The sequence below is a fragment of the Wohlfahrtiimonas chitiniclastica genome, from assembly GCF_002252325.1.
Taxonomy (GTDB): domain Bacteria; phylum Pseudomonadota; class Gammaproteobacteria; order Cardiobacteriales; family Wohlfahrtiimonadaceae; genus Wohlfahrtiimonas; species Wohlfahrtiimonas chitiniclastica.
Genome location: NZ_NEFL01000001.1, coordinates 917828 through 938444, shown reverse-complemented (window position 1 = coordinate 938444; position 20617 = coordinate 917828). Strand labels below are relative to the sequence as shown.

Genomic DNA, 20617 nt, shown 5'->3' with positions numbered 1-20617 from the left:
AGCATGACTTGGGCTTTTTATGATTCAGCGTATTGCGTGATTAGCGACCGCTATGATCGAAGTGTGCGTTCGCTTCACCGGCCGTTTGTGTCACGGCAACGGGGTGTTTTTCAAAGTACTCAAGCGAGCGTTTGACATCATTGATGAACATATCCGCCATATTCATACTAAAGCCATGACGCAGCACTAAGCGCATGATGACCGTCTCTTGCATGTTTGGCAGCATTGAGTAAGCCGCCACTTGCCAGCCGCGCATGCGTAAGCGATCCGAGAGATCATAGAGGCTATAATTTTTCTGATCAGCTTTTTGTGTCCAAGAAATGGCAGGGATGCCTTTTTTCGGATCACCATCAAAGAAGATCTCAAAGTCGCCGAGTTTCACAATCTCTTTACCGATGTATTGGGCAGAATCATAAAGATTTTGCATAATGGTGCGATAACCCTCTTTGCCTAAACGGTTAAAGAGATAGTATTGCGCCACAATTTGACCGCCCGGGCGAGAGAAGTTCAAAGCAAAGGTTGGCATGTTGCCGCCAAGGTAGTTCACCCAGAAAATCATATCTTCTGGCATGTCTTTCCATTCACGCCACACAACCCAGCCCACACCTAAAGGCGCTAAGCCAAATTTATGCCCCGAAGCGTTGACGGATTTAACACGCGCTAAACGGAAGTCCCAAACTAAATCAGGCTCTATAAAGGGTGCGATGAAACCGCCGGACGCACCATCAACATGCACAGGAATGTCCCAACCTTTTTCGGCTTGAATTTTATCTAAAGCTGCACAGATTTCTGCAACGGGTTCATAATGACATGTGAATGTGACACCAAGCGTTGGCACAACGCCGATCGTATTTTCATCCACATATTGCGATAAAATTTCTGCATCTAACCCTAAACGAGTGGCTTCAATGGGCACTTCACGGATCTCGACATCAAAGTAGCGGGCAAATTTTTGCCAGCACACTTGCACAGGACCGGTGACGATGTTCGGTTTATCATAGGGTTTGCCTTCCGCTTTGCGTTTATTGCGCCAGTTGAACTTCATGGCAAGTCCACCAAGCATCGCAGCTTCACTTGAACCTGTGGTGGAGCAGCCGGCTGTTTTCGCAGGTTCAGGTGAATGCCATAAATCAGCAATCATCTCCACGCAGCGTTTTTCGATTTCTGCCGTCATTGGATATTCATCTTTGTCGATCATATTTTTATCAATACAATCTTCCATGATTTTGTGGATGTTGTCTTCCATCCATGTTTGGCAGAAAGTGGAGAGGTTTTGGCGTGAGTTGCCATCAAGTAACAGTTCATCTTTGATGAGATTATAGGTTAAATCACCATCAATCCCATGTTCGCGAATGATGTTGTTTGATAAACCTTCGCGTGCTGCAGCTAAACCATAAATATCTAATTTTTCGCTCATTGACTACACTCCTTTATCGATTTGTCGTATGACTTTTGTAACGGAAATGCTCATGCTGCTGTTCCATGATTCTCGGTTGAATCATGGAACTATCTTTACTATATCAAAGATTTAAATGATTATCATGATTATATTTTAATCGAAAATATTTTCACCATTATTATATAATAATATGGTTAAACCTTTCTGCCAGAAATATAAGTATCTGCAATGGCGCGATCATCCCCTAATGTCATTTGAATGAAAAGCGCTTCTTCTAAACTGTCTGCATAACGCATGCGATACTCGATGATGGGCGTTGAGTGAAGATTGATGATGGCTAAATCTGCCTCCATACCAACGGCAATGCTGCCAATTTTATCCGCTAAACTCAAAGCCTCTGCCGTGCCGCGTGTGGCTAAATAAAACGCATGCAAAGAAGAATAGGGCGCGCTGTTCATTTGTGCCGCTTTATAGGCTTCATTCATGGTTTGTAAAATGGAGAAGCTGGTGCCAGCACCTAAATCTGTGCCTAAGCCCACTTTCATGGGGCGATGCGGCGCTTTCGCGCTCTGAACATTAAAGCAGCCCGAGCCTAAAAAGAAATTAGAAGTTGGGCAATGGGCAACGGCAGCGCCATGCTCGCTCAACACATGCATTTCGCGCTCTGTTAAATGGACGCCATGGCCATAAATGGCGCGCTCCCTCAATAAACCATAACGATCATACACATCTGTGTAATCAATGGCATCAGGAAAGAGGGATTTGACCCATTCGATTTCCCCCAAATTTTCTGACACATGGGATTGAATCAGTGTGCTTGGATATTCTTTGGCTAAACTGCCCACCATTTCCAATTGTTCATGAGTAGATGTGGGCACAAAGCGCGGCGTGATCACATATTCAGCGCGCCCTTTGCCATGCCATTTTTCAATGAGGGCTTTAGATTCATCATAGGCTTTCTCTGGCGTATCTAACAGCGCAGCCGGTGCGTTGCGATCCATACACACTTTACCGGCCATGATGCGCATGTTGTATTTTTCAGCCTCTTCAAAAATGGCATCCACAGATTCAGGGAAAATCGTGCAAAATACTGTTGAAGCCGTCACGCCATTTCTATGCTGCTCTTTTAAAAAGATCTCTGCAACTTCTTTTGCATGGGCTTTATCTGCAAAGTTTTGCTCTGCAATGAAGGTGTATTCATTGAGCCAATCGATGAGTTGCTCGCCATAAGAAGCGATGATCTCTGTTTGTGGGTAATGGACATGGCTGTCAATGAATCCTGCGGTGATGATGCTATTTTCATAACGAGTCACGGGCATATCGCCCAAAGTTGGCAATAACTCAGAAGCTTTGCCAACGGCAGTGATGATGCCTTGATCCATCACAATGATGGCATCAGATTCATAGGTGTAGCACTCATCTAATGGATGAAAAAATGGGTCTTTGTGAAATGTGAGCATTGCGCCACGAATGGCGGTGGGTGTTGCGGTCATAATCTTCCTAAGTCTAAAAAGTATCTTTACGTGAAGATACTTTAACGCAATTTTGTCTTTAGATAAAGATACTTTATGCTATGGCAACCAATTAGGAGTAAAACATGGCAGAGAAAACAGATTTGATCGGCGCAATCATCGAAGATTGGCAGCAGTATGATGCAACCCTCAACACAAAGGGTACAGAAGTGGTGGGGCGTGTGGTTAGGCTTGCATCTCTCATCAATCGGCAAGTGGATGAAAATTTAGCCCAATATGATTTACAAGTGGGGGAATTTGATGTGCTCGCGGCTTTACTGAGAAACCCTAGCCATCAATTGACGCCGAGCCAATTGCAAGCAGTGATTTTGATCTCATCGGGTGGATTGTCCAATCGCATCAATCGCCTAGAAAAACGCGGATGGATTGAGCGCTTGCCAGATGCGAATGATAAACGCGGCGTGATTGTGTCATTGACCGCATCGGGTAAAGATTTAATCACGCGCGCAGTTCAAAGCCACTTAGCATTAGAAAATACCCTTGTGGCGCATTTATCGGGTGCATCCCAAAGGCAAATGGCCACTTTATTGCACGATTGGCTCAAAAAATTAGAGGGTTAAGCCTGTTAAATCAATGGGGGAGGATTTGTGTTGAATTAGTTGAGATAAGACAGCGGCGCTGCCAGCAGCAAGTGTAAAGCCAAGGCTGCCATGCCCCACATTGAGCCATAAGTTATGGTAATGGGTTTGACCGATGATGGGCGGGCCCTTTGGCGTTGAAGGCCGTAAGCCCGCCCAAACATCCGCACTCTCCACACCATAAAGGTTCGGGAACGTCTGTTGGACGATGTTTTTAAGGGCGCGAATGCGATTGTCCCGCACGCCGTTGTCATAACCAATGTCCACCATCGCTGCAATGCGTAAGCGATCGCCTAATTTGGCATAGACGGTTTTATAGCCATAATCGGTGACGCTTGTGGTGGGCACACAATGGCTTTCTTGTGGGAAAGGCAGCGTTAAACTGTAGCCTTTTAAAGGATAAATCGGCAATTCAATGCCAAGGGGCGTCATGAGTTTACGGGCGCCATTGCCAGCGGCAACCACCACTTCATCCACCGACATAGAACCATGATTGGTGACAATGTGCGTCACCATACCTTTTTGTTGGAAAATGTCTTCCACACGGGTTTGAGTGTGTAAGGTGAATTTAGGGGATGCATTGAGTTTATTTAAAAGGGCTTGGCAATAGAGATACGCATCGGCCGTTTCATCATTAGGCGCATAAATGGCACCAGACAATTGATCACGAATGTGAGCAAGGGAAGGCTCTTTTTGCACAATCTCATCAGGTGTGAGGATGGATTGAAACTTCGGATCAATGCCTGCTGCCGCTTGATCAAAATCTTTTTGTGTGCGATGAATGATCATTTTGCCAGAGCGCTGCCAGCAAAAATCATCGAGCGCATCTTGTTCGCGCCAATCGGTGAGCACAGATTGACTCAGCAGCGATAACCTTAAGATATGAGCACCGTTGATTTGGTTGGTTTTGCGTGAACAGGCGCGGGCAAATTGCCACAGCCATTGCCATTGCGTCAATGAGGGTTTGATGCGCAGATTGAGGGGGGAATCGCTTTGCCCGAGCCATTTTAAACCTTGCAAAATCACGCCTTGATCCGCTAAGGGCGAAACATAACGATAACTCAATTGTGCGCCGTTGGCATAACTTGCGCCGGTGCCGATGCCATCGGCTTGATCTAACAGTATGACTTTTTGTCCATCTTTGATGAGCGCATAAGCCAATGACAAGCCAATCACGCCGCCGCCGATGATGGTGATGCTCTTTTCCATATCTTCCCCAGAATCTTATAATCCCCTCTGATTCTATTAAAGCGGATTCAGGGCGCAGCAACAATTGATTATTATTGCTTAAGGTATAACTTTTGGTTAAGGGTATGGATTTGTGCTGTTAAATAGTCTTTAAGCGTTTGGGCATAATGGCGCGCGGCGCTTGAGAGGGCAAGATTCGATCGATGCAATAAACAGAGGTCTAAATGCATGGCGGGATTGATGGGATAAAGCATGTCAATGGGTAAGGTTTGCTCTGCTGAAAAAATATCACTGATGGTGCAGCCCATGCCCAATTTAACAAACTCTGCCGCCATGTAATACGTTTCCACATTGATGTGGGAATTCTGAAATTGTCGATGGCGGGCAATGAGTTGGGCTAAAGAGTCAGTGCCGGGATGAATCCAGCGTTCCACTTCAATGTCTGCCATGTGAATGGGTGCGTTTTGTGGTTTGGCATCTAAATAGACGAGGGGCACTTTTACCAATGGAATGGCCGTGAGATTATGCGTCGGCACATGATGAAAAGTTATGGCAAAGTCGATGTCACATTTCATCAAGCGATCAATCAACGTTTCGGTATGATCGGTGCGGATGGCAATGTCAATGGCGGGATGATTGACGGCAAATTGCGCGGTCACGCGCGGCACCACGCTCAAGCCTAAACTTGGGATACATCCGATGGATAATCGGCCTTGTGGGTGATTGGCAAGATTATGCGCCAGCTCTTTGAGTTGATTGAGTTCGCCGTAAATGGATTGGGCTTGATCAAAGAGAATGTGCGCCTCTTGCGTGGGAATGAGCTTGCTTTGCTTACGCTCAAAGAGGCGAAAGCCTAAGCGCGCTTCGGCATGTTTTAAAGCTTTACTTGCCGCAGGTTGCGAGATGCAGAGCATTTGTGCCGCTTTAGTTAAAGAGCCGCACAGCATGATGGCGTAAAAAATCTCAAGATGGCGAAGGGTCATGAGGCATTGCCATATTCAATCGATTCAATGATCCACGTTTTGTGGCTGAGCTCAGTTTTGACTTTGACCTCATCGCCCTCTTCTTTGCCAAGGCAGGCGCGCGCCATCGGGGAATCGATGGAGATATAGTGTTTTTGATGATAAATCTCATCAGGCCCGACAATGCGAAAAGTGAGGACATCATTTTCATTGTTTTCATCACTCAACGTCACCGATGCACCAAAGTAGATTTTGCCCTCTTGCTCAGGGGAATAATCCACGGGACGAAGCTCTTCTAAACGCTTGGTCAAATAGTGAATGCGGCGGTCAATTTCGCGCAACTTACGCTTATTATATTGATAATCAGCATTTTCCGATCGGTCGCCTAGGCTCGCGGCCCAAGCCACTTTTTGGGTGATTTCAGGGCGTTCTTGTGACCACAAAAAACGCAACTCTTTTTGTAAAATCTCAAAGCCACCGCGGGTGACTAAATTGGTTTTCATCGTGCTTCCTTCAGGAGAAAATTTTATCCATTATACGGGATCGCTTTGATAAAATAGAGCGATAAAAGTTGAAGCTTTTGAGAAAAGCATGCTACTTTAAAGATGAAGCTGTGATTAATTAAGGTTTGAATCTTAATTAAAATATTTATATATTACATGAACCGATTTAATTTAAATGAGGGTAAAAGTTATGAATAATATTAATAAAATTCTTTTAACAGCAGTATTAGGTACGGTAACTGCAGTGGGTGGTTCTGTGGCATTCGCTGAATCAACAGGTGCAAAAGTTGAAAATGCCATCAAAGAAACTGCAGATAAAGTGGCAGACAAAACAGGTGAATTGACAGACAAAGCGGCCGATAAAGCCGAAGAATTGAAGCAATCTGCAGATAAAAAAGCCGCTGAAATCAAAAATTCAACGGGTGACAAAGCTGAAGATTTAAAAGAGAAAGCTGCGGATAAAGCTGAAGAGATCAAGGAAAAAACGTCTGAGAAAGCGGATGAATTGAAAGATAAAGCAAAAGATGCGTGGGATGATACTAAAGATGCCACCAAAGACTTATCAAAAGACATCAACTCAAAAATCCAAAAAGATCTATAATTCTTTCACGAATGGATCACAAAAGCCCGCAGATGTGGGCTTTTTTTAATGGAGCAGAAAATGGCGAAAAGCGAGCAAAAAACCACCACTTTTTATCAACGCGATTATCAGGTGCGTCATCAATGGTTGTGGTCAAAACACAATCGAAAGTTAGAAAAATGTGGCACATTACGCATCACATTGATTCATCCGAGCGCGCAAGACATGCCAAAGCGCATTGATGCGTGGTTAGCACAGATCAATGCGACGCAAGATGGTGAGCGCGGTTATTACATGGGCGGCTGCGGGTTGATCATTGAGTCGAGCTCGCCGCAGGTGATGATTTTGAATCTCACCTCAGGTGGGGAGGATATTTTAGATTCCTTAGAGTGGTATGCCCAAACTTTAAGCGAGCAGGTGATCGGGCCGGATGAAGCCATCTTAACCCGTTGGGAAGAATTGCCATTGTACGATTAATCTAAAGACGCTAATATTCTGATCATTGAAGATATTAAGCGCATTGCAAGGAAAGAATGATGGCACAGACATTACAAAACTATTGGGATCAAGTCGGGCAACAAGCGAGAGCGGCAAGCCGCGATTTATTACGCGCATCAACCGCTGAGAAAAACCGCGCCCTACAATTGATTCACGATGAAATCATGGCCCACATTGATCAAATCATGGTGGAAAATCAAAAAGATTGCGATGCGGCGCGGGCCAATGGTTTAGCCGAAGCATTCATTGATCGTTTATTGCTGGATGATGCCCGCATTCGCAGCATGGCGAGCGGTGTGTTAGACATGATCGCATTGCCTGATCCTGTGGGTGAAGTGACGGATGTGAAACCGCGTCCTTCAGGCATTATGGTGGGTAAAATGCGTGTGCCACTTGGTGTGATTGGCATCATTTATGAGTCGCGCCCAAATGTGACGATTGATGCGGCGGCCTTGTGTTTAAAATCCGGCAATGCGGCGATTTTGCGTGGCGGCAGCGATGCTTTTTACACCAATCAATATTTGGCAACTTTATTGAGCCAAGCGTTAGCGGACACGGCATTGTCTGAGCATTCTGTACAGATCGTAGCCACAAAAGATCGCAATATTGTGGATTTAATGGTGACGGCAAAAGATTATATCGATGTGATCATTCCACGCGGTGGCAATTCTTTGGTGGCGCGCATCAATGATCAAGCAACTGTCCCGGTCATTAAACATTTAGATGGCATTTGTCACACCTTTGTGGATGAATTTGCGAACATCGATTTGGCAGTGAAAGTGGTGGATAACGCAAAAACGCAGCGTTATGCGCCATGCAACGCCTTGGAAACGCTCCTTGTGCATGAGAAAGTGGCTGCTGAATTTTTACCGAAAATTGCGGCGATTTTCACCACAAAAATGGTGGAGATGCGCGCATGTGATCAAACTTATGAGATTTTATCTGCTGATTTTGAGATCACGCATGCCACAGAGAGCGATTGGCGCACGGAATATTTAGCCCCGATTGTCTCCATTAAAGTGGTGAAAGATTTAGATGAGGCGATTACGCACATTAATCATTATGGTTCGCATCACACAGATGTGATCATCAGTGAGCATTATACGCACACCACCACATTCTTACGCTTGGTGGATTCAGCGTGCGTGATGGTCAATGCTTCTTCGCGTTTTTGTGATGGTTTTGAGTTTGGTTTAGGGGCGGAAATTGGCATTTCCACCGATAAAATCCATGCGCGCGGCCCTGTGGGTTTAGAAGGTTTGACCTCGCAAAAATATGTTGTCTTAGGGCATGGCGAAATCCGATCATAGTTCTGTGCGATTTAAAGTGAATCGATGGGCATAAAATGGTAGAATGGCCTGATTTTTTTATTCATGAAGGAGTGAATCAATGAAAGAGCAAACTTTAGAATTGATCCGTCAACAAGTGACGGAAAACCCTGTTGTGATCTATATGAAAGGCACACCACAGTTCCCTATGTGCGGTTTCTCTAGCCGTGCAGCACAAGCATTGGCAAGCACAGGCTTACCATTTGCGGCCGTGAATATTTTTGATGATGAAAATATTTATAACTACTTGCCATTTTATGAAGATTGGCCAACTTTCCCACAAATCTACATCGGCGGCGAGTTGATCGGCGGATGTGACATCACTTTAGAGTTGTATGAAAGTGGGGAATTAAAAGAATTAATGAAAAAAGCCATCGACGCTGCGGCACAATAATCATTAATGAAAAGTCCCAAACTCTGGGACTTTTTACTGTAGATTGGTCAAAATTTGGAGATACATATGAAAGTCGTTGAAGTTAAACACCCATTGGTGGCCCATAAATTGGGTTTATTGCGTAAAAAGGAGATCAGTACTGCTGAGTTTCGCCGTTTGTCTTCTGAAATCGCAATGTCATTACTTTACGAAGCCACAAAAGATTTAGAAACCGAAATGGTGACCATCGAGGGTTGGGCAGGCAAGGTTGAAGTTGAGCGCTTAAAAGGTCGTAAAGTGACATTGGTGCCAATTTTGCGTGCGGGCATCGGCATGCTTGATGGTGCATTAGATTTAGTGCCAGGCGCACGTGTGTCTGTGGTGGGATTTGAACGTGATGAAGAGACGTTAGAAGCACGTCCTTACTACGCAAAATTAACCTCTTTCATGGAAGAGCGCACCGCGGTGATTTTAGACCCAATGCTTGCCACAGGTGGCACATTGATCGCAACGCTTGATCTTTTAAAAGAGAAGGGTTGTACAAAAATCAAAGGCATTTTCTTAGTGTGTGCGCCAGAAGGCTTAGAAGCTGTGAAGGCAAAACATCCTGACATCGAAATTTATACCGCATCGATTGATGATGGTTTAAATGAAGATGCTTACATTCTTCCAGGTTTAGGGGATGCAGGTGACAAAATTTTTGGTACAGTAATGCCAGAATAAATTGAAAAAATAAAGGATTCGAATGAAGGTCAAAGCAATAGTTGTTACGGTATTTTCTTTATGTGCAGCAGCGAGCCATGCCTTTGCGTTGTCGTCGCAGGAGATCGCGACCTTTCAACAAGGCAAATCCTTCATTCAAAGCCGCAATGTTCAAGGGTATCAACAATCGCTCAAAGCCCTCAAAGGCACGACGGTTGCCCCTTACCTTGAATATTATTATGTGCAACAAAATTTAAAATCACTCCCGAAAGAAACAGTGCTTGCCTTTATCGAGCGCACACCAAACACATTATTCAATGCATCATTGAGCCAAGATTTTTATCGCTATGAGCTTGAACAAAAAAATTATGCCTTCATTGAAACATCACTAAAACAGACGCAAAGCCAGTTTTTACGTTGTATTTATGATGATGCCATTTTAAAAACGCGTCCGAAAGATTTTGATGCCGCACGCTTTCAAAGTTATTGGGTGAAAGTGGCAACGCCGTTATCAAGCTGTTTGCCTGTAGAAAAAGTGTGGCTTGATCAATATGCCCCAAAAACAGTGGTGGATCAAAAAATTAATGAACTGATTGCCAATTTAAACATCGGGCGCGCCAAAGCCCTATTGCCGTATGTGCCAAGTGATAAGCGTGATTATTATCAATCCATGATCAATGTGATTGACAATCCTGCTGGGCAGTTGATGACGCAAAAAAAATATTATAAAGATTCCACACGTTTTTACACATTAGCTGTGCAGCAGTGGGGCAAAAGTGATTCCACCAATGCCTTAAAAGGGCTGGCATTTGTGCGTAAAAATCAATTGGTCACAACCAGTGAATACACAAAGCTACGCAATTTATTAACAGTTTTCCAAGCAGGGCGCGCCGATGCAGTCGATCCATTAGGACGCATTGAAGCCATTGCAAAAAATGAGCAAACCGATGATGTAAAAATCAGCGGTTTTAAATTGAGCGCACAAGCGGGGCAATGTAAAAATGCCCTCGATTATTTAGAGCGCTTATCCCCAAAAGCGAAAGAAGATGCCACATGGACTTATTGGCAAGGGCGCATGCATCAATGTTTAGGGCAGCAAGCAAAGGCGAAGGAGCTCTATCAAACCATTGCCTCCCAAACCAGTTTTTATGGCTTTTTAGCCGCCGATGAATTAAAGCAACCCTATTCTGTGCTTGCGTCACTGGTGCGCCGTAAAGCTGATCCGGTTGCGCCTTTAACCGATGCCAATTTTAAATTAGGCTTAGATTTAATGGCGGTGGATGAGCGTCATTTTGCCCATCAAGCATGGTTCCAAGGTTTACGTACCGCAACGCAGCCACAGAAAAACTCCGCAAGTTTTGCAGCGTATGAAAAAGGCTTTTATGATTTAGGCATTCGCGCTGCGGTGGCCGCAAGGCAACCGGGTGCATTGCACATTCGTTATCCGATGGGTTATGGCAAAGATGTGAAGCAATCGGCAAAGCGCTATGGTTATCCACCTGAATTATTATGGGGGCTCATTCGTCAAGAGAGTCTCTTTCAACCGGATGCTAAATCTCATGCCAATGCATATGGTTTGATGCAGCTCCTCATTCCCACCGCAGAAAAAATGGCGGCCAAACTGGGTGAAAAGCGCGGCAGTTTATACGATCCTGTATACAACATTCGTTATGGCACAGCTTATTTAAATGATGTCAGTGGCGTTGTAGGGCAGCATTGGCCCTATATTTTAGCCAGTTATAATGCGGGTCCGCATAAAGTGGTGAAATGGATTGATCCCCCAATGGCGGATGTCGCATTGTGGGTGGAGTCCATCCCATACCGTGAAACGCGCGGTTATGTGAAAAGTATTTTAGAAAATGTGGTGATTTACCATTACCAAGCAGGCAATCAAAAAGTGCGCATCAGTGATTATCTCAATCGCTTTTATCCTCAATAATTGGACGCCGTATGTTTTATAAAATTATTTTTACCCTCATTGTGATCATTGGCTTTGTATTTTTGATGCGAAGAAGTCGCACGCCAAAGCCTGAGCCATTGCCACAACACAATCCGAATATTCCCAATGCCTTTCGCACAAAAACCAGCGCCTTGAACATGCAAGAGCAGCAAGTGTTGTTATTGTTGCAGCAATTGGTCAGCGGCTCGCGTTTGCAGGTGTTTCCAAAGCCGCAATTGGCGACATTCATCAGCATTGATCCGCGCCTAGCGCCAGAAATTCAGCAACAATTGAGCGCAGAATTAAAGCAGATCACGTGTGACTTTATGTTGGTGGATCAACACAGTTTTTCTGCGGTGGCAGCCATCACATTTGATCCGCCTGCGGGTTTGCAAAAGGTGTTAAAAGATCTCAATGTGGATCTGATTGCGCTCAGCAGCACGCAAACATATGATGCGGATAAACTTCGCACACTGTTGGTGCATTACCTCTAATAATGATGCAAGTTCAGCAAATTCAGCCAACAGGCGTACCGATGCAGTTATTGGGCATCTTCCGCTTGATCATGGCGGTGATTTTGTCATCGGTCTATATTTTAAGCGCGAGAGTTTCGCCAGAAGCGCTGCCGATCTCCCAATATTTTCATTACATCTTATTGACGTATCTCGTCTTTTTATTGATCTCCACGCTGATTCTAAAGCGCGTGCGTTATCAAACCACGCGTTATATTTTCTTCTTTGGGCTGCTGGATTTAGGCTTCATTTCTGCACTGTGTTACTTCACCGATGGTTTAGACAGCCCATTGGTGATTTTGCTCCTCATCTCCTTTATGGTGCATGGGGCATTTTTATCCCGCATTGGCGCGCTGTTATTGCTCGGCGTTTCTGTGTGCATTCAATTGATGCTGTGGTTAAAGTTTGATTTTGACCCCAAAATTCCGGAGATGAGTTGGTATCAATTGATGGTGTCTCAAGGCATTTTGCGTTTGATTGGGCAAAACTGCTTTGCTTTTGTGGCGCTGATTCTCACAAATTTATGGTTGCATAAATATGAGGCTTCCCAACGTTTGGTGGAAGCGCAAAATGAGCAATTGCGCAATGCCGCCATTTTGCATGAAGCGGTGGTACAGCAATCAAAATCTGGGCTCATTGTACTCAATTCAGAAGGCAAAGTGATTTTGGTGAATCAATACATCAAATCATGGTTTGGGGACATGGAGCTTAAAAACAGTCATTTGATGGAGTATCTGCCCACTTTGACGGAACGCTTTTACCTTTGGAGTCAGCTGAAATTTTTAGATCCGTCTTTATTTGAATACAATGATCACAAATATTACATTGAATTTAGCGAGATTGACCTGCCGACAGATCACTATTCAGTGATTCAGATTGAGCCAATGGAAACAGTGAGTCGGCGCGCGCAGCAAGAAAAATTAGTGGCACTTGGGCATTTAACGGCGGCAATCGCCCATGAGATTAGAAACCCGATGGCATCGATCTATCAAGCCAGTCAATTGCTTGGGGAGCAGGAAAACCTCAACACTGTGGAAAAACGCCTCATTGATATGATCAATAATAATGTGCAGCGGGCGAATCGCATCATCAATGATGTGTTGGTGCTTGCTCGGAAAAATGAGGCAGAGCGCCAATACATTAAACTTGAGGGCTTTTTAAATGAATTGCTCGATGAGTTTTTTGTGGAGTTTCCCCACATGGTTGAGCATGTCCATCTCATCATTCATGATGATGTGCAGCGGGTGTTGTTTGACCTCTCTGTGCTGCGCCAAGTGGTGCATAATTTGATCACCAATGCGGTGATTCATTCGGGCATTGAGCGCGAAGAGTTGCAAATTACCTTAGAAGCGGAACAAAAGGGCAATACGACGATTTTATCGATTTATGATAATGGCGTTGGCGTTGCAGATACAGCGCGCCTGCGTTTGTTTGAGCCTTTTTTCACCACTCATAAAAAGGGCACAGGGCTTGGGCTTTACATCACAAAAGAGCTCTGTGCCGCCAATGGCAGCATTGTGCAATATGTGGATGATCAAAAAGGTCGCCATGGCTTTAGAATCGTTTTTGCGAAAGTTGTATAATGACCGAATCAACGAATAATAATTGAAAGGATTAGAATGTATAAAGCGCTCATTATTGATGATGAAGAGAACATCTGCGAACTGATCTCCATGAGTTTTTTATCCATTGATATTGAATGTGTGGAAGCCTATTCAGTCTCAGATGCCATTGTGGCACTGCAAAATGAAGCCTTTGATGTCTGTTTAACAGACCTAAAATTGCCCGATGGTTCAGGTTTTGATGTGTTGCGCTACATTCAGGATAAAGTACCAAATTTACCAGTGGCGATGATGACGGCGCATGGCAATGTGGAAAGCGCCATTGAAGCACTTAAACTGGGCGCATTTGATTTTATCTCTAAGCCTTTTGAGATCAACGCACTGCGTAAATTAGCCCTCAATGCAGTGCAAACGCAAAAGATCCCACAAGTGGCCTCTAAACATGGTTTATATGGCGATTCTGTGGCGATGGTGTCTCTTCGCAATCAAATCCGTAAATTGGCGCGTTCGCAATCCCCAATTTACATCACAGGTGAATCAGGCGTCGGTAAAGAAGTGGTGGCACGTGCGATTCATGCAGAAAGTCCACGATTTGATGGGCCTTTCATTGCGGTGAACTGCGGTGCGTTATCGGAGCATTTGGTGGAAAGTGAGCTCTTTGGCCATAAAAAAGGGAGCTTTACAGGTGCCGATAAAGATAAAAAAGGGCTCTTTCAAGCCGCGGATGGCGGCACATTGCTGCTTGATGAAATTGCGGATTTACCGCTCTCCATGCAGGTGAAATTACTGCGTGCCATTCAAGAGCGTGCCATTCGCCCAATTGGTGCAATGCATGAAATTCCCGTCAATGTGCGGATTTTATCGGCTTCTCATAAAAGTTTAGCGGCGCTTGTGGATGCCGGTGAGTTTCGTCAGGATCTCTTTTACCGTTTAAATGTGATTTCTCTACATGTGCCGCCGTTGCGTGAGCGCCGGGGCGATGTGGCGATTTTGGTTAAAGTGATTTTAGAGCGTTTAAATCATGACAATGGCCGCGCTGTGACGATCACAGAAGACGCCTTACGTCGTTTAGATCATTATGCATTTCCCGGCAATGTGCGTGAACTTGAGAACATCTTAGAGCGCGCTTCAACGCTGTGTGATGGAGATGTGATTGAAGAAAAAGATTTATTGCTTAATTCAAACAATGAATTAGTATTAGTCAGTGGGGTGCAAAATGCACCGCCACCAATGATCAATGATCTGATGGATACAGGTGATCAGGAAGATCCTGTGATTCCCGATCACATCGATGACATTGAGGCATATTTAGCCGCCGTTGAGCGTAAAATTCTCAAACGGGCATTGGCAGAACATGACAGCAAAACCGAGGCGGCGAAACAGTTGGGCATCTCCTTTCGAACCTTTCGCTATCGATTAAAAAAACTCAACATAGAGGACGATGATTAATGAAAGCTGAAATCATCTCAGTGGGCACAGAATTACTGCTTGGGCAGTTGGTGGACACCAATTCTGTTTGGTTATCCCAGCAGCTCAGTATGCTTGGCATCGACAGCCATTTTAAAACCACCGTGGGGGACAATGCCCACAACATTCAATCGGTGTTTGCATTGGCGACAAAACGGGCAGACATCATCATTGCCACCGGCGGCCTTGGCCCAACGCAAGATGACATCACTAAAGAGACATTGGCAACCACATTAGGTTTACCGCTTGTCTATGATGAAGCCTTAGCCGAAATGATCCGTGAGAAGTTTGCGAGCCGCAACATCACCATGAGCGAGAACAATTATCGCCAAGCGCATTATCCACAAGGGTGCCAAATTTTAGAGAAATATCCTGGCACAGCCCCTGGCCTATATCTCAATCACGATGGTAAACATTACTTCTTATTGCCAGGTGTGCCTTATGAAATGAAGGCGATTTTTGAAGCCTCCGTGGTGCCGATTTTGCGCCAGATTTCCCCGGATAATCTCCGCATTTATACAGAAGTCCTCAAATTATGGGGTTTACCAGAATCACATGTGGCTGAGCGTTTATCGGATTTAGATGATCGCTTAGCTGAAATTGGTAACCCAAAATTATCTTATTTAGCCTCCGGCATCAATGGCATCAGTGTGCGCATCTCTGCAAAAGCAGCCGATGAAAAAGCGGCACAAGCCATGATTGCACCGTATCAAAAAGAGGCAGAAGAGATTTTAGCGCCCTATATTTTTGGGCACAATCAACAAACGATGGAGCGCTGCGTTTTAAAACTATGTGCCGCGCAAGATTTAACCCTTGGCTGTGTGGAATGGTTCACAGCGGGCATGATGGCAAGCCGATTGACGGCCTATGGTGAAAATCTTGAGCCTTTTAAAGGCGGCATGGTGTTGCGGGGTAAGTTTGATCAAGCGGCGTTTGAGGCGGCTCAAGAGACATTGAATGTGGATATTGTCCTTGGCGTCAGTGAAAACTTCACAGAGAGCACCACCGTATATGAGTGCCAGCTCCATTTATGTGTGCGTGACCAATATTTCTCAAAAATTATTCAGATCCCAAAGCATCAAAGGGAAGAAGCGATGGCGTTTGCCGTCATCAATTGTTTTAACTTTTTAAAGAACCAACTACAGACAGTGGAAAAATGATGGAAGAAAAGCAAAAATTGCGCGTTGTGATGGCAGTTATTTGGAATGAAGCAATGGACGAAATCTTAATTTGTCAAAGACCTGACAATAAAAATTTTGGCGGATTGTGGGAGTTTCCAGGTGGCAAGGTGGAGATGGGTGAAACAGACATCGAAACCTTAGATCGTGAGTTAGACGAAGAGATCGGCATCCTTGTCAATGATTTTGTGCATCGTGTCGATTTTACGCACGATTATGATGATAAAGTGATCGAGTTTGTGGTATATGATGTCTATAGCTTTGAAGGGGAACCTTACGGGCGCGAAAATCAAGTGATTCGCTGGACGAATGTGTCTGAATTGTCAGCCATTGAATTCCCACCGGCGGATGACATTTTAATTGATGAGATCAAACATGGTGTGATGCCAGAATGATCTAAAATTTAACCATGATAGAGGGTGTGTATGAAAAAGACGAAAATTGTATGTACGATTGGTCCTAAAACTGAGTCAGAAGCTGTGTTGTTAAAGCTTCTCGATGCAGGGATGAACGTTATGCGCCTCAATTTTTCTCACGGTAATTTTGATGAACATCGTGGACGCATTGAAAACTTGCGTGCCGTATGTGAAAAGCATCAGCGCAATGCCGCGATTTTGCTTGACACCAAAGGCCCTGAAATCCGTACCATTAAGTTAAAAGATGGCGATGATGTTTCTTTAAAAGCCGGTCAAACCTTTACCTTAACAAGTGATCAAAGCGTGATTGGCGATGAAACGCGCGTCGCGGTGACTTATAACGGTTTAAGCAATGACTTAGCTGTGGGCAATATTGTGCTCATTGATGATGGCTTAATTGGCATGCGTGTTGTGGAGATTCGTGGGCAAGATGTGATCTGCGAAGTGCTCAACGATGGCGATTTAGGCGAAAATAAAGGTGTGAATTTACCAGGCGTGGTCACAAATTTACCGGCGTTGGCAGAAAAAGATAAAGCAGATTTAATCTTTGGCTGTGAAATGGGTGTGGATTATGTGGCGGCTTCTTTCATTCGTAAGCGTTCGGATGTGGAAGAGATTCGTGCACACTTAAATGCTCATGGTGGGGAAGACATTTTAATCATCTCTAAAATTGAGAACCAAGAAGGTTTAACCAACTTTGATGAAATTTTAGAAGCATCCGATGGCATCATGGTGGCACGTGGTGACTTAGGTGTGGAAATCCCTGTAGAAGAGGTGATTTTTGCACAAAAAATGATGATCGAAAAATGTGTGGCGGCGCGTAAAGTTGTGATCACTGCGACTCAAATGTTGGATTCGATGATCAAAAACCCACGCCCAACGCGCGCAGAAGCCGGCGACGTTGCCAATGCCATTTTAGATGGCACCGATGCTGTGATGTTATCTGGCGAAACCGCTAAAGGTAAATTCCCAGTGGAAGCGGTGTCCATCATGGCGGCGATTTGTGAACGCACAGATGGCTCGATGGGCAGTCGCATGTCTGCACCACGTAAAAAAATGCGTGTGACTGAATCGGTGTGTTTAGGTGCCGTTGAAATGTCTGAAATGCTGGAGTGTCCACTCATCGTGGTGGCAACGTATCAAGGGAAAACCGCGCGATCCATTCGTAAATATTTCCCAACGGCGCGCATTTTAGCGTTAACCACCAATGCAAAAACGGCACGTCAATTGCAAATGGTCAAAGGCGTGACCACAAAAGTTGTGCCAGAAATTCGTTCCACAGATGATTTCTACCGCATTGGTAAAGAAGAGGCATTATTGAGCGGCTTGGCAAAACAAGATGATTTGGTGGTGATGGTCTCTGGCGCATTGGTGCCAAGTGGTACCACGAATACCTCATCAGTTCACCGCTTATAGTGCTATAATTAAGCGTAAAAGCGAACAAAGATCGCTCTTCATACGAGGAGCGATTTTTTTATTCGCCTCAATTTAATGGAGGATTATTATGGCACTGTCCGAGAGAATGCTAGAACTCAAAGATGCACCGATTCGAAAACTCTTATGGAAATATGCACTGCCTGCCATCATCGGTAGTTCTGTCAGCGCCCTTTATAACATCATCACCCGTTATTTTATTGGCAATGCGGATTATCTCAATGACGATGCAATGAGCGCCATGGGACTTGCTTTGCCGATCATGACCATCATCGCTGCGTTTGGCATGTTAGTGGGTGCAGGGGCAGGGAGCCGCATCTCCATTTATCTTGGTAATGGGGATTATGAAAAAGCCGAGCGTGTTGTCGGTACATCACTATTGCTGACGCTGGTCATCACTTTAACCATTTCCTTCATATTCTTTTTCACGCTAGCACCATTGGTGCACTTTTTAGGGGCTGATGAAGGCAGCTATCAGCACACTTATGATTTTTTAAAGTATTTTTTACCAGGGGCGATTTTCTCAAACCTCTGTTTTAGTTTTAATAACATGATGCGTGCATCGGGTTATCCGAAAAAAGCGATGTACACCATGTTATTGACGTTGGTACTGAACGGCATTTTTGCGCCCATTTTCATCTATTGGCTCAAATGGGGCATGGAAGGGGCGGCGATCTCCATCATTTTATCCATGTTCATTGGCACGCTCTTTGTGATGCAGCATTTCGTCAATGGTCATTCGGTGTTGCAATTTAAGGCCAAATACATTCGCTTTGATGCACAGATCACCAAAGCTGTGCTCAGCATTGGTTTATCGCCCTTTTTGATGAACATTGTTTCAAGCAGCATTATTTTCATCATCATTCAGCAAGTGCGCGTATATGGCGGCTCTGTGGCCGTTGGTGCTTACACGATTGTGAATGTGTTGCTGATGCTCGTGGTGCTAGTGTTGCTTGGCTTGACGCAAGGGATGCAGCCGATTGTGGGTTATAGCTTTGGGGCAAAAGAGATTGCGCGTTTGCGTGAAGCTTTGCTGCAAACCATTAAAATTGGTGTGGGCATTGGCATTGTGGCAATGGTGATTGGCGTATTTTTCCCAGAATGGGTCATCATGCCGTTTAATCCATCGCCTGCGTTGTCTGATGTGGCGATTTCTGCCATTCGCATTGTGACGATGCTCTTTCCGTTGGTGGGCTTTCAGATTGTGGTGACGATCTTTTTCCAAAGCATTGGGAAAGTTAAACACTCTATCTTTTTAAGCTTAAGCCGTCAGATTCTCTTTTTGATTCCGGGGTTATTTATTTTGCCCCATTATTTTGGCATTGCGGGCGTTTGGTATGCCATTGTGGTGGCAGATTTGATCTCTACATGCACCGCAGCGCTCTTTTTATGGATTCAAATCAGAGAGTTTAATCGCTATTTAAAAGGCAATGCATAACGTTATGCATAACAAAACATAACGAAAATTAACGATACTTGAATCGCAATCGGCGATGAACTCCCTTAGACTGATCGGCTTAATAATCATAAAGGATGGATCATCATGAAAAAAGTTATGGCTGTTGCGGTTGCAAGTGTGTTTCTTGTGGCATGTTCTGAGAAAAATGAAGCCTACTATTTAGATAATATTGGTAAAGCTGAACAAAAAATGGAAAGCTGCAATGAAGCTGCCCGTAAAGCATTCATGAGTGGTAAAACCTCTGAGCTTGATCGTTTAAAGAAAGATGCTGAGTGCAACGCGGCAAGTAGCGCCATCAAAACACATAAACGCATGCAATATGAGTTAGAGAAAAAGCAAGCCGAAGAGCGCCATGCACAGGCAGTGAAAACTGCGCGTGATGCGATTAATGAAAGCCTAAAAGATCAAACTTGGCAAAAACAAATTGCCGCTTATTTAGGTTCAGAATGTGTCAATGCTTTCTCTTTTAACAAAACACCTGAATGTACGGCGTGGGATGAAGTGTATGAATCCGCCGTCACACAAGGTAAAGCAGAAATGCAAAGCGTGACATATTTAGAGCTTAAAGGTGAAGAGAAAACCTATTGCGGGGAAGACAAACGCCCAAAATCAGCATGCACAGTTTGGCAAAATGTGGTGGGGGAGAAAGCCACAGAAGTACTGCAACCGATGGATATTTTTGAGCTTTATGCTAAAAAAGGTGATTTTTGTCATGCCGAAGGCTATGACGCAAGCAGCAGCTGTAAAGCGTGGGAAGGATTGTATCGTGAGCGCTCACAAGCTTTGACGCAACACTTTGTGAATGATTTTGATGCCTTTAAAACTGCTTATAATCAATGTTATGTGAAGATGCAAGCCGTGCGTGATTTAGGCTTATCCTATTTTGATCAAGATAAACAATTTAGACCCATTTTACACAGCGTACCATGTGCACAGGCGAATCAAGCATATCGTGATCGCCGCTTAGGTTACAGTGATTTTAAAGCACCGATTGAATGATGAAAAAG

20 protein-coding genes are annotated in these 20617 nt (G+C 44.5%); 15 read left to right on the top strand and 5 right to left on the bottom strand.

Annotated elements, in window-relative coordinates; translation table 11 throughout:
- Positions 1-40 precede the first annotated feature (40 nt).
- Together gad and guaD are read right to left on the bottom strand one after the other, a co-directional pair.
- Positions 41-1417 carry a glutamate decarboxylase gene (gad, locus tag B9T10_RS04385; RefSeq protein ID WP_063503760.1) on the bottom strand — a complete coding sequence of 459 codons (1377 nt, stop codon included), beginning with the start codon at positions 1415-1417 and terminating at the stop codon, positions 41-43.
- Positions 1418-1593: 176 nt separating this feature from the next.
- Positions 1594-2892, bottom strand: a complete 1299-nt coding sequence (gene guaD, locus B9T10_RS04380; RefSeq protein ID WP_094537950.1) for a guanine deaminase — start codon at positions 2890-2892, stop codon at positions 1594-1596.
- A gap of 104 nt (positions 2893-2996) precedes the next feature.
- Here guaD and B9T10_RS04375 point away from each other — a divergent pair, with 104 nt between their 5' ends.
- Positions 2997-3491 carry a MarR family winged helix-turn-helix transcriptional regulator gene (locus tag B9T10_RS04375; RefSeq protein ID WP_094537949.1) on the top strand — a complete coding sequence of 165 codons (495 nt, stop codon included), beginning with the start codon at positions 2997-2999 and terminating at the stop codon, positions 3489-3491.
- Here the strand turns inward: B9T10_RS04375 and B9T10_RS04370 are convergent.
- The 3 genes from B9T10_RS04370 to greB all read right to left on the bottom strand — a co-directional run bounded on the left by B9T10_RS04370 (position 3480) and on the right by greB (position 6162).
- Positions 3480-4718, bottom strand: a complete 1239-nt coding sequence (locus tag B9T10_RS04370) for a D-amino acid dehydrogenase (RefSeq protein WP_094537948.1) — start codon at positions 4716-4718, stop codon at positions 3480-3482. The two genes, B9T10_RS04375 and B9T10_RS04370, sit on opposite strands and share 12 nt — an antisense overlap.
- A gap of 71 nt (positions 4719-4789) precedes the next feature.
- Complete coding sequence (locus B9T10_RS04365) at positions 4790-5680, bottom strand: LysR family transcriptional regulator (RefSeq protein ID WP_094491381.1); 891 nt, start codon at positions 5678-5680, stop codon at positions 4790-4792.
- Positions 5677-6162, bottom strand: coding sequence for a transcription elongation factor GreB (gene greB / locus B9T10_RS04360; protein WP_094537947.1), 486 nt, complete (start codon positions 6160-6162; stop codon positions 5677-5679). Before greB ends, B9T10_RS04365 begins: the two co-directional genes overlap by 4 nt.
- A 190-nt stretch (positions 6163-6352) precedes the next feature.
- On the opposite strand from greB, the gene B9T10_RS04355 reads away from it, so the two are divergent.
- From B9T10_RS04355 to B9T10_RS04290, 14 genes are all read left to right on the top strand, one after another.
- On the top strand, positions 6353-6763 hold the full coding sequence (locus B9T10_RS04355; RefSeq protein WP_008315270.1) for a Late embryogenesis abundant protein 1: 411 nt from the start codon (positions 6353-6355) through the stop codon (positions 6761-6763).
- Positions 6764-6823: 60 nt separating this feature from the next.
- Complete coding sequence (locus B9T10_RS04350) at positions 6824-7219, top strand: hypothetical protein (protein WP_094537946.1); 396 nt, start codon at positions 6824-6826, stop codon at positions 7217-7219.
- 59 nt (positions 7220-7278) lie between these two features.
- Positions 7279-8550: a glutamate-5-semialdehyde dehydrogenase gene (locus B9T10_RS04345; protein WP_094537945.1), complete on the top strand. Its 1272-nt coding sequence runs from the start codon at positions 7279-7281 to the stop codon at positions 8548-8550.
- A gap of 79 nt (positions 8551-8629) precedes the next feature.
- Positions 8630-8962, top strand: coding sequence for a Grx4 family monothiol glutaredoxin (gene grxD, locus B9T10_RS04340; RefSeq protein ID WP_018121782.1), 333 nt, complete (start codon positions 8630-8632; stop codon positions 8960-8962).
- Between the two features lie 66 nt (positions 8963-9028).
- The gene (gene upp / locus B9T10_RS04335) at positions 9029-9664 is read left to right on the top strand and encodes a uracil phosphoribosyltransferase (RefSeq protein WP_008315263.1); all 636 of its coding nucleotides are present in this window, start codon (positions 9029-9031) and stop codon (positions 9662-9664) included.
- A gap of 22 nt (positions 9665-9686) precedes the next feature.
- Positions 9687-11582, top strand: coding sequence for a lytic transglycosylase domain-containing protein (locus B9T10_RS04330; RefSeq protein WP_094537944.1), 1896 nt, complete (start codon positions 9687-9689; stop codon positions 11580-11582).
- A gap of 11 nt (positions 11583-11593) precedes the next feature.
- A complete protein-coding gene (locus tag B9T10_RS04325; RefSeq protein ID WP_018121784.1) occupies positions 11594-12076 on the top strand; it encodes a DUF2726 domain-containing protein in 483 nt (160 codons plus the stop codon).
- 2 nt (positions 12077-12078) lie between these two features.
- Positions 12079-13677 carry a sensor histidine kinase gene (locus B9T10_RS04320; protein ID WP_008315260.1) on the top strand — a complete coding sequence of 533 codons (1599 nt, stop codon included), beginning with the start codon at positions 12079-12081 and terminating at the stop codon, positions 13675-13677.
- Positions 13678-13713: 36 nt separating this feature from the next.
- Positions 13714-15105, top strand: coding sequence for a sigma-54-dependent transcriptional regulator (locus B9T10_RS04315; protein WP_094537943.1), 1392 nt, complete (start codon positions 13714-13716; stop codon positions 15103-15105).
- Positions 15105-16283 carry a CinA family nicotinamide mononucleotide deamidase-related protein gene (locus tag B9T10_RS04310; protein ID WP_094537942.1) on the top strand — a complete coding sequence of 393 codons (1179 nt, stop codon included), beginning with the start codon at positions 15105-15107 and terminating at the stop codon, positions 16281-16283. The genes B9T10_RS04315 and B9T10_RS04310 overlap by 1 nt, the downstream gene beginning before the upstream one ends.
- On the top strand, positions 16280-16696 hold the full coding sequence (gene mutT, locus B9T10_RS04305) for an 8-oxo-dGTP diphosphatase MutT (protein ID WP_272732272.1): 417 nt from the start codon (positions 16280-16282) through the stop codon (positions 16694-16696). The genes B9T10_RS04310 and mutT overlap by 4 nt, the downstream gene beginning before the upstream one ends.
- Before the next feature lie 30 nt (positions 16697-16726).
- Positions 16727-18133 (top strand): pyruvate kinase PykF, encoded by a 1407-nt coding sequence (gene pykF / locus B9T10_RS04300; RefSeq protein ID WP_039949942.1) that lies wholly within the window; start codon positions 16727-16729, stop codon positions 18131-18133.
- Between the two features lie 88 nt (positions 18134-18221).
- Entirely contained in the window at positions 18222-19589 is a 1368-nt protein-coding gene (locus B9T10_RS04295; RefSeq protein WP_094491373.1) for an MATE family efflux transporter, read from the top strand.
- A gap of 105 nt (positions 19590-19694) precedes the next feature.
- Complete coding sequence (locus B9T10_RS04290) at positions 19695-20609, top strand: hypothetical protein (protein WP_094537941.1); 915 nt, start codon at positions 19695-19697, stop codon at positions 20607-20609.
- The last annotated feature ends 8 nt before the right edge of the window (positions 20610-20617 follow it).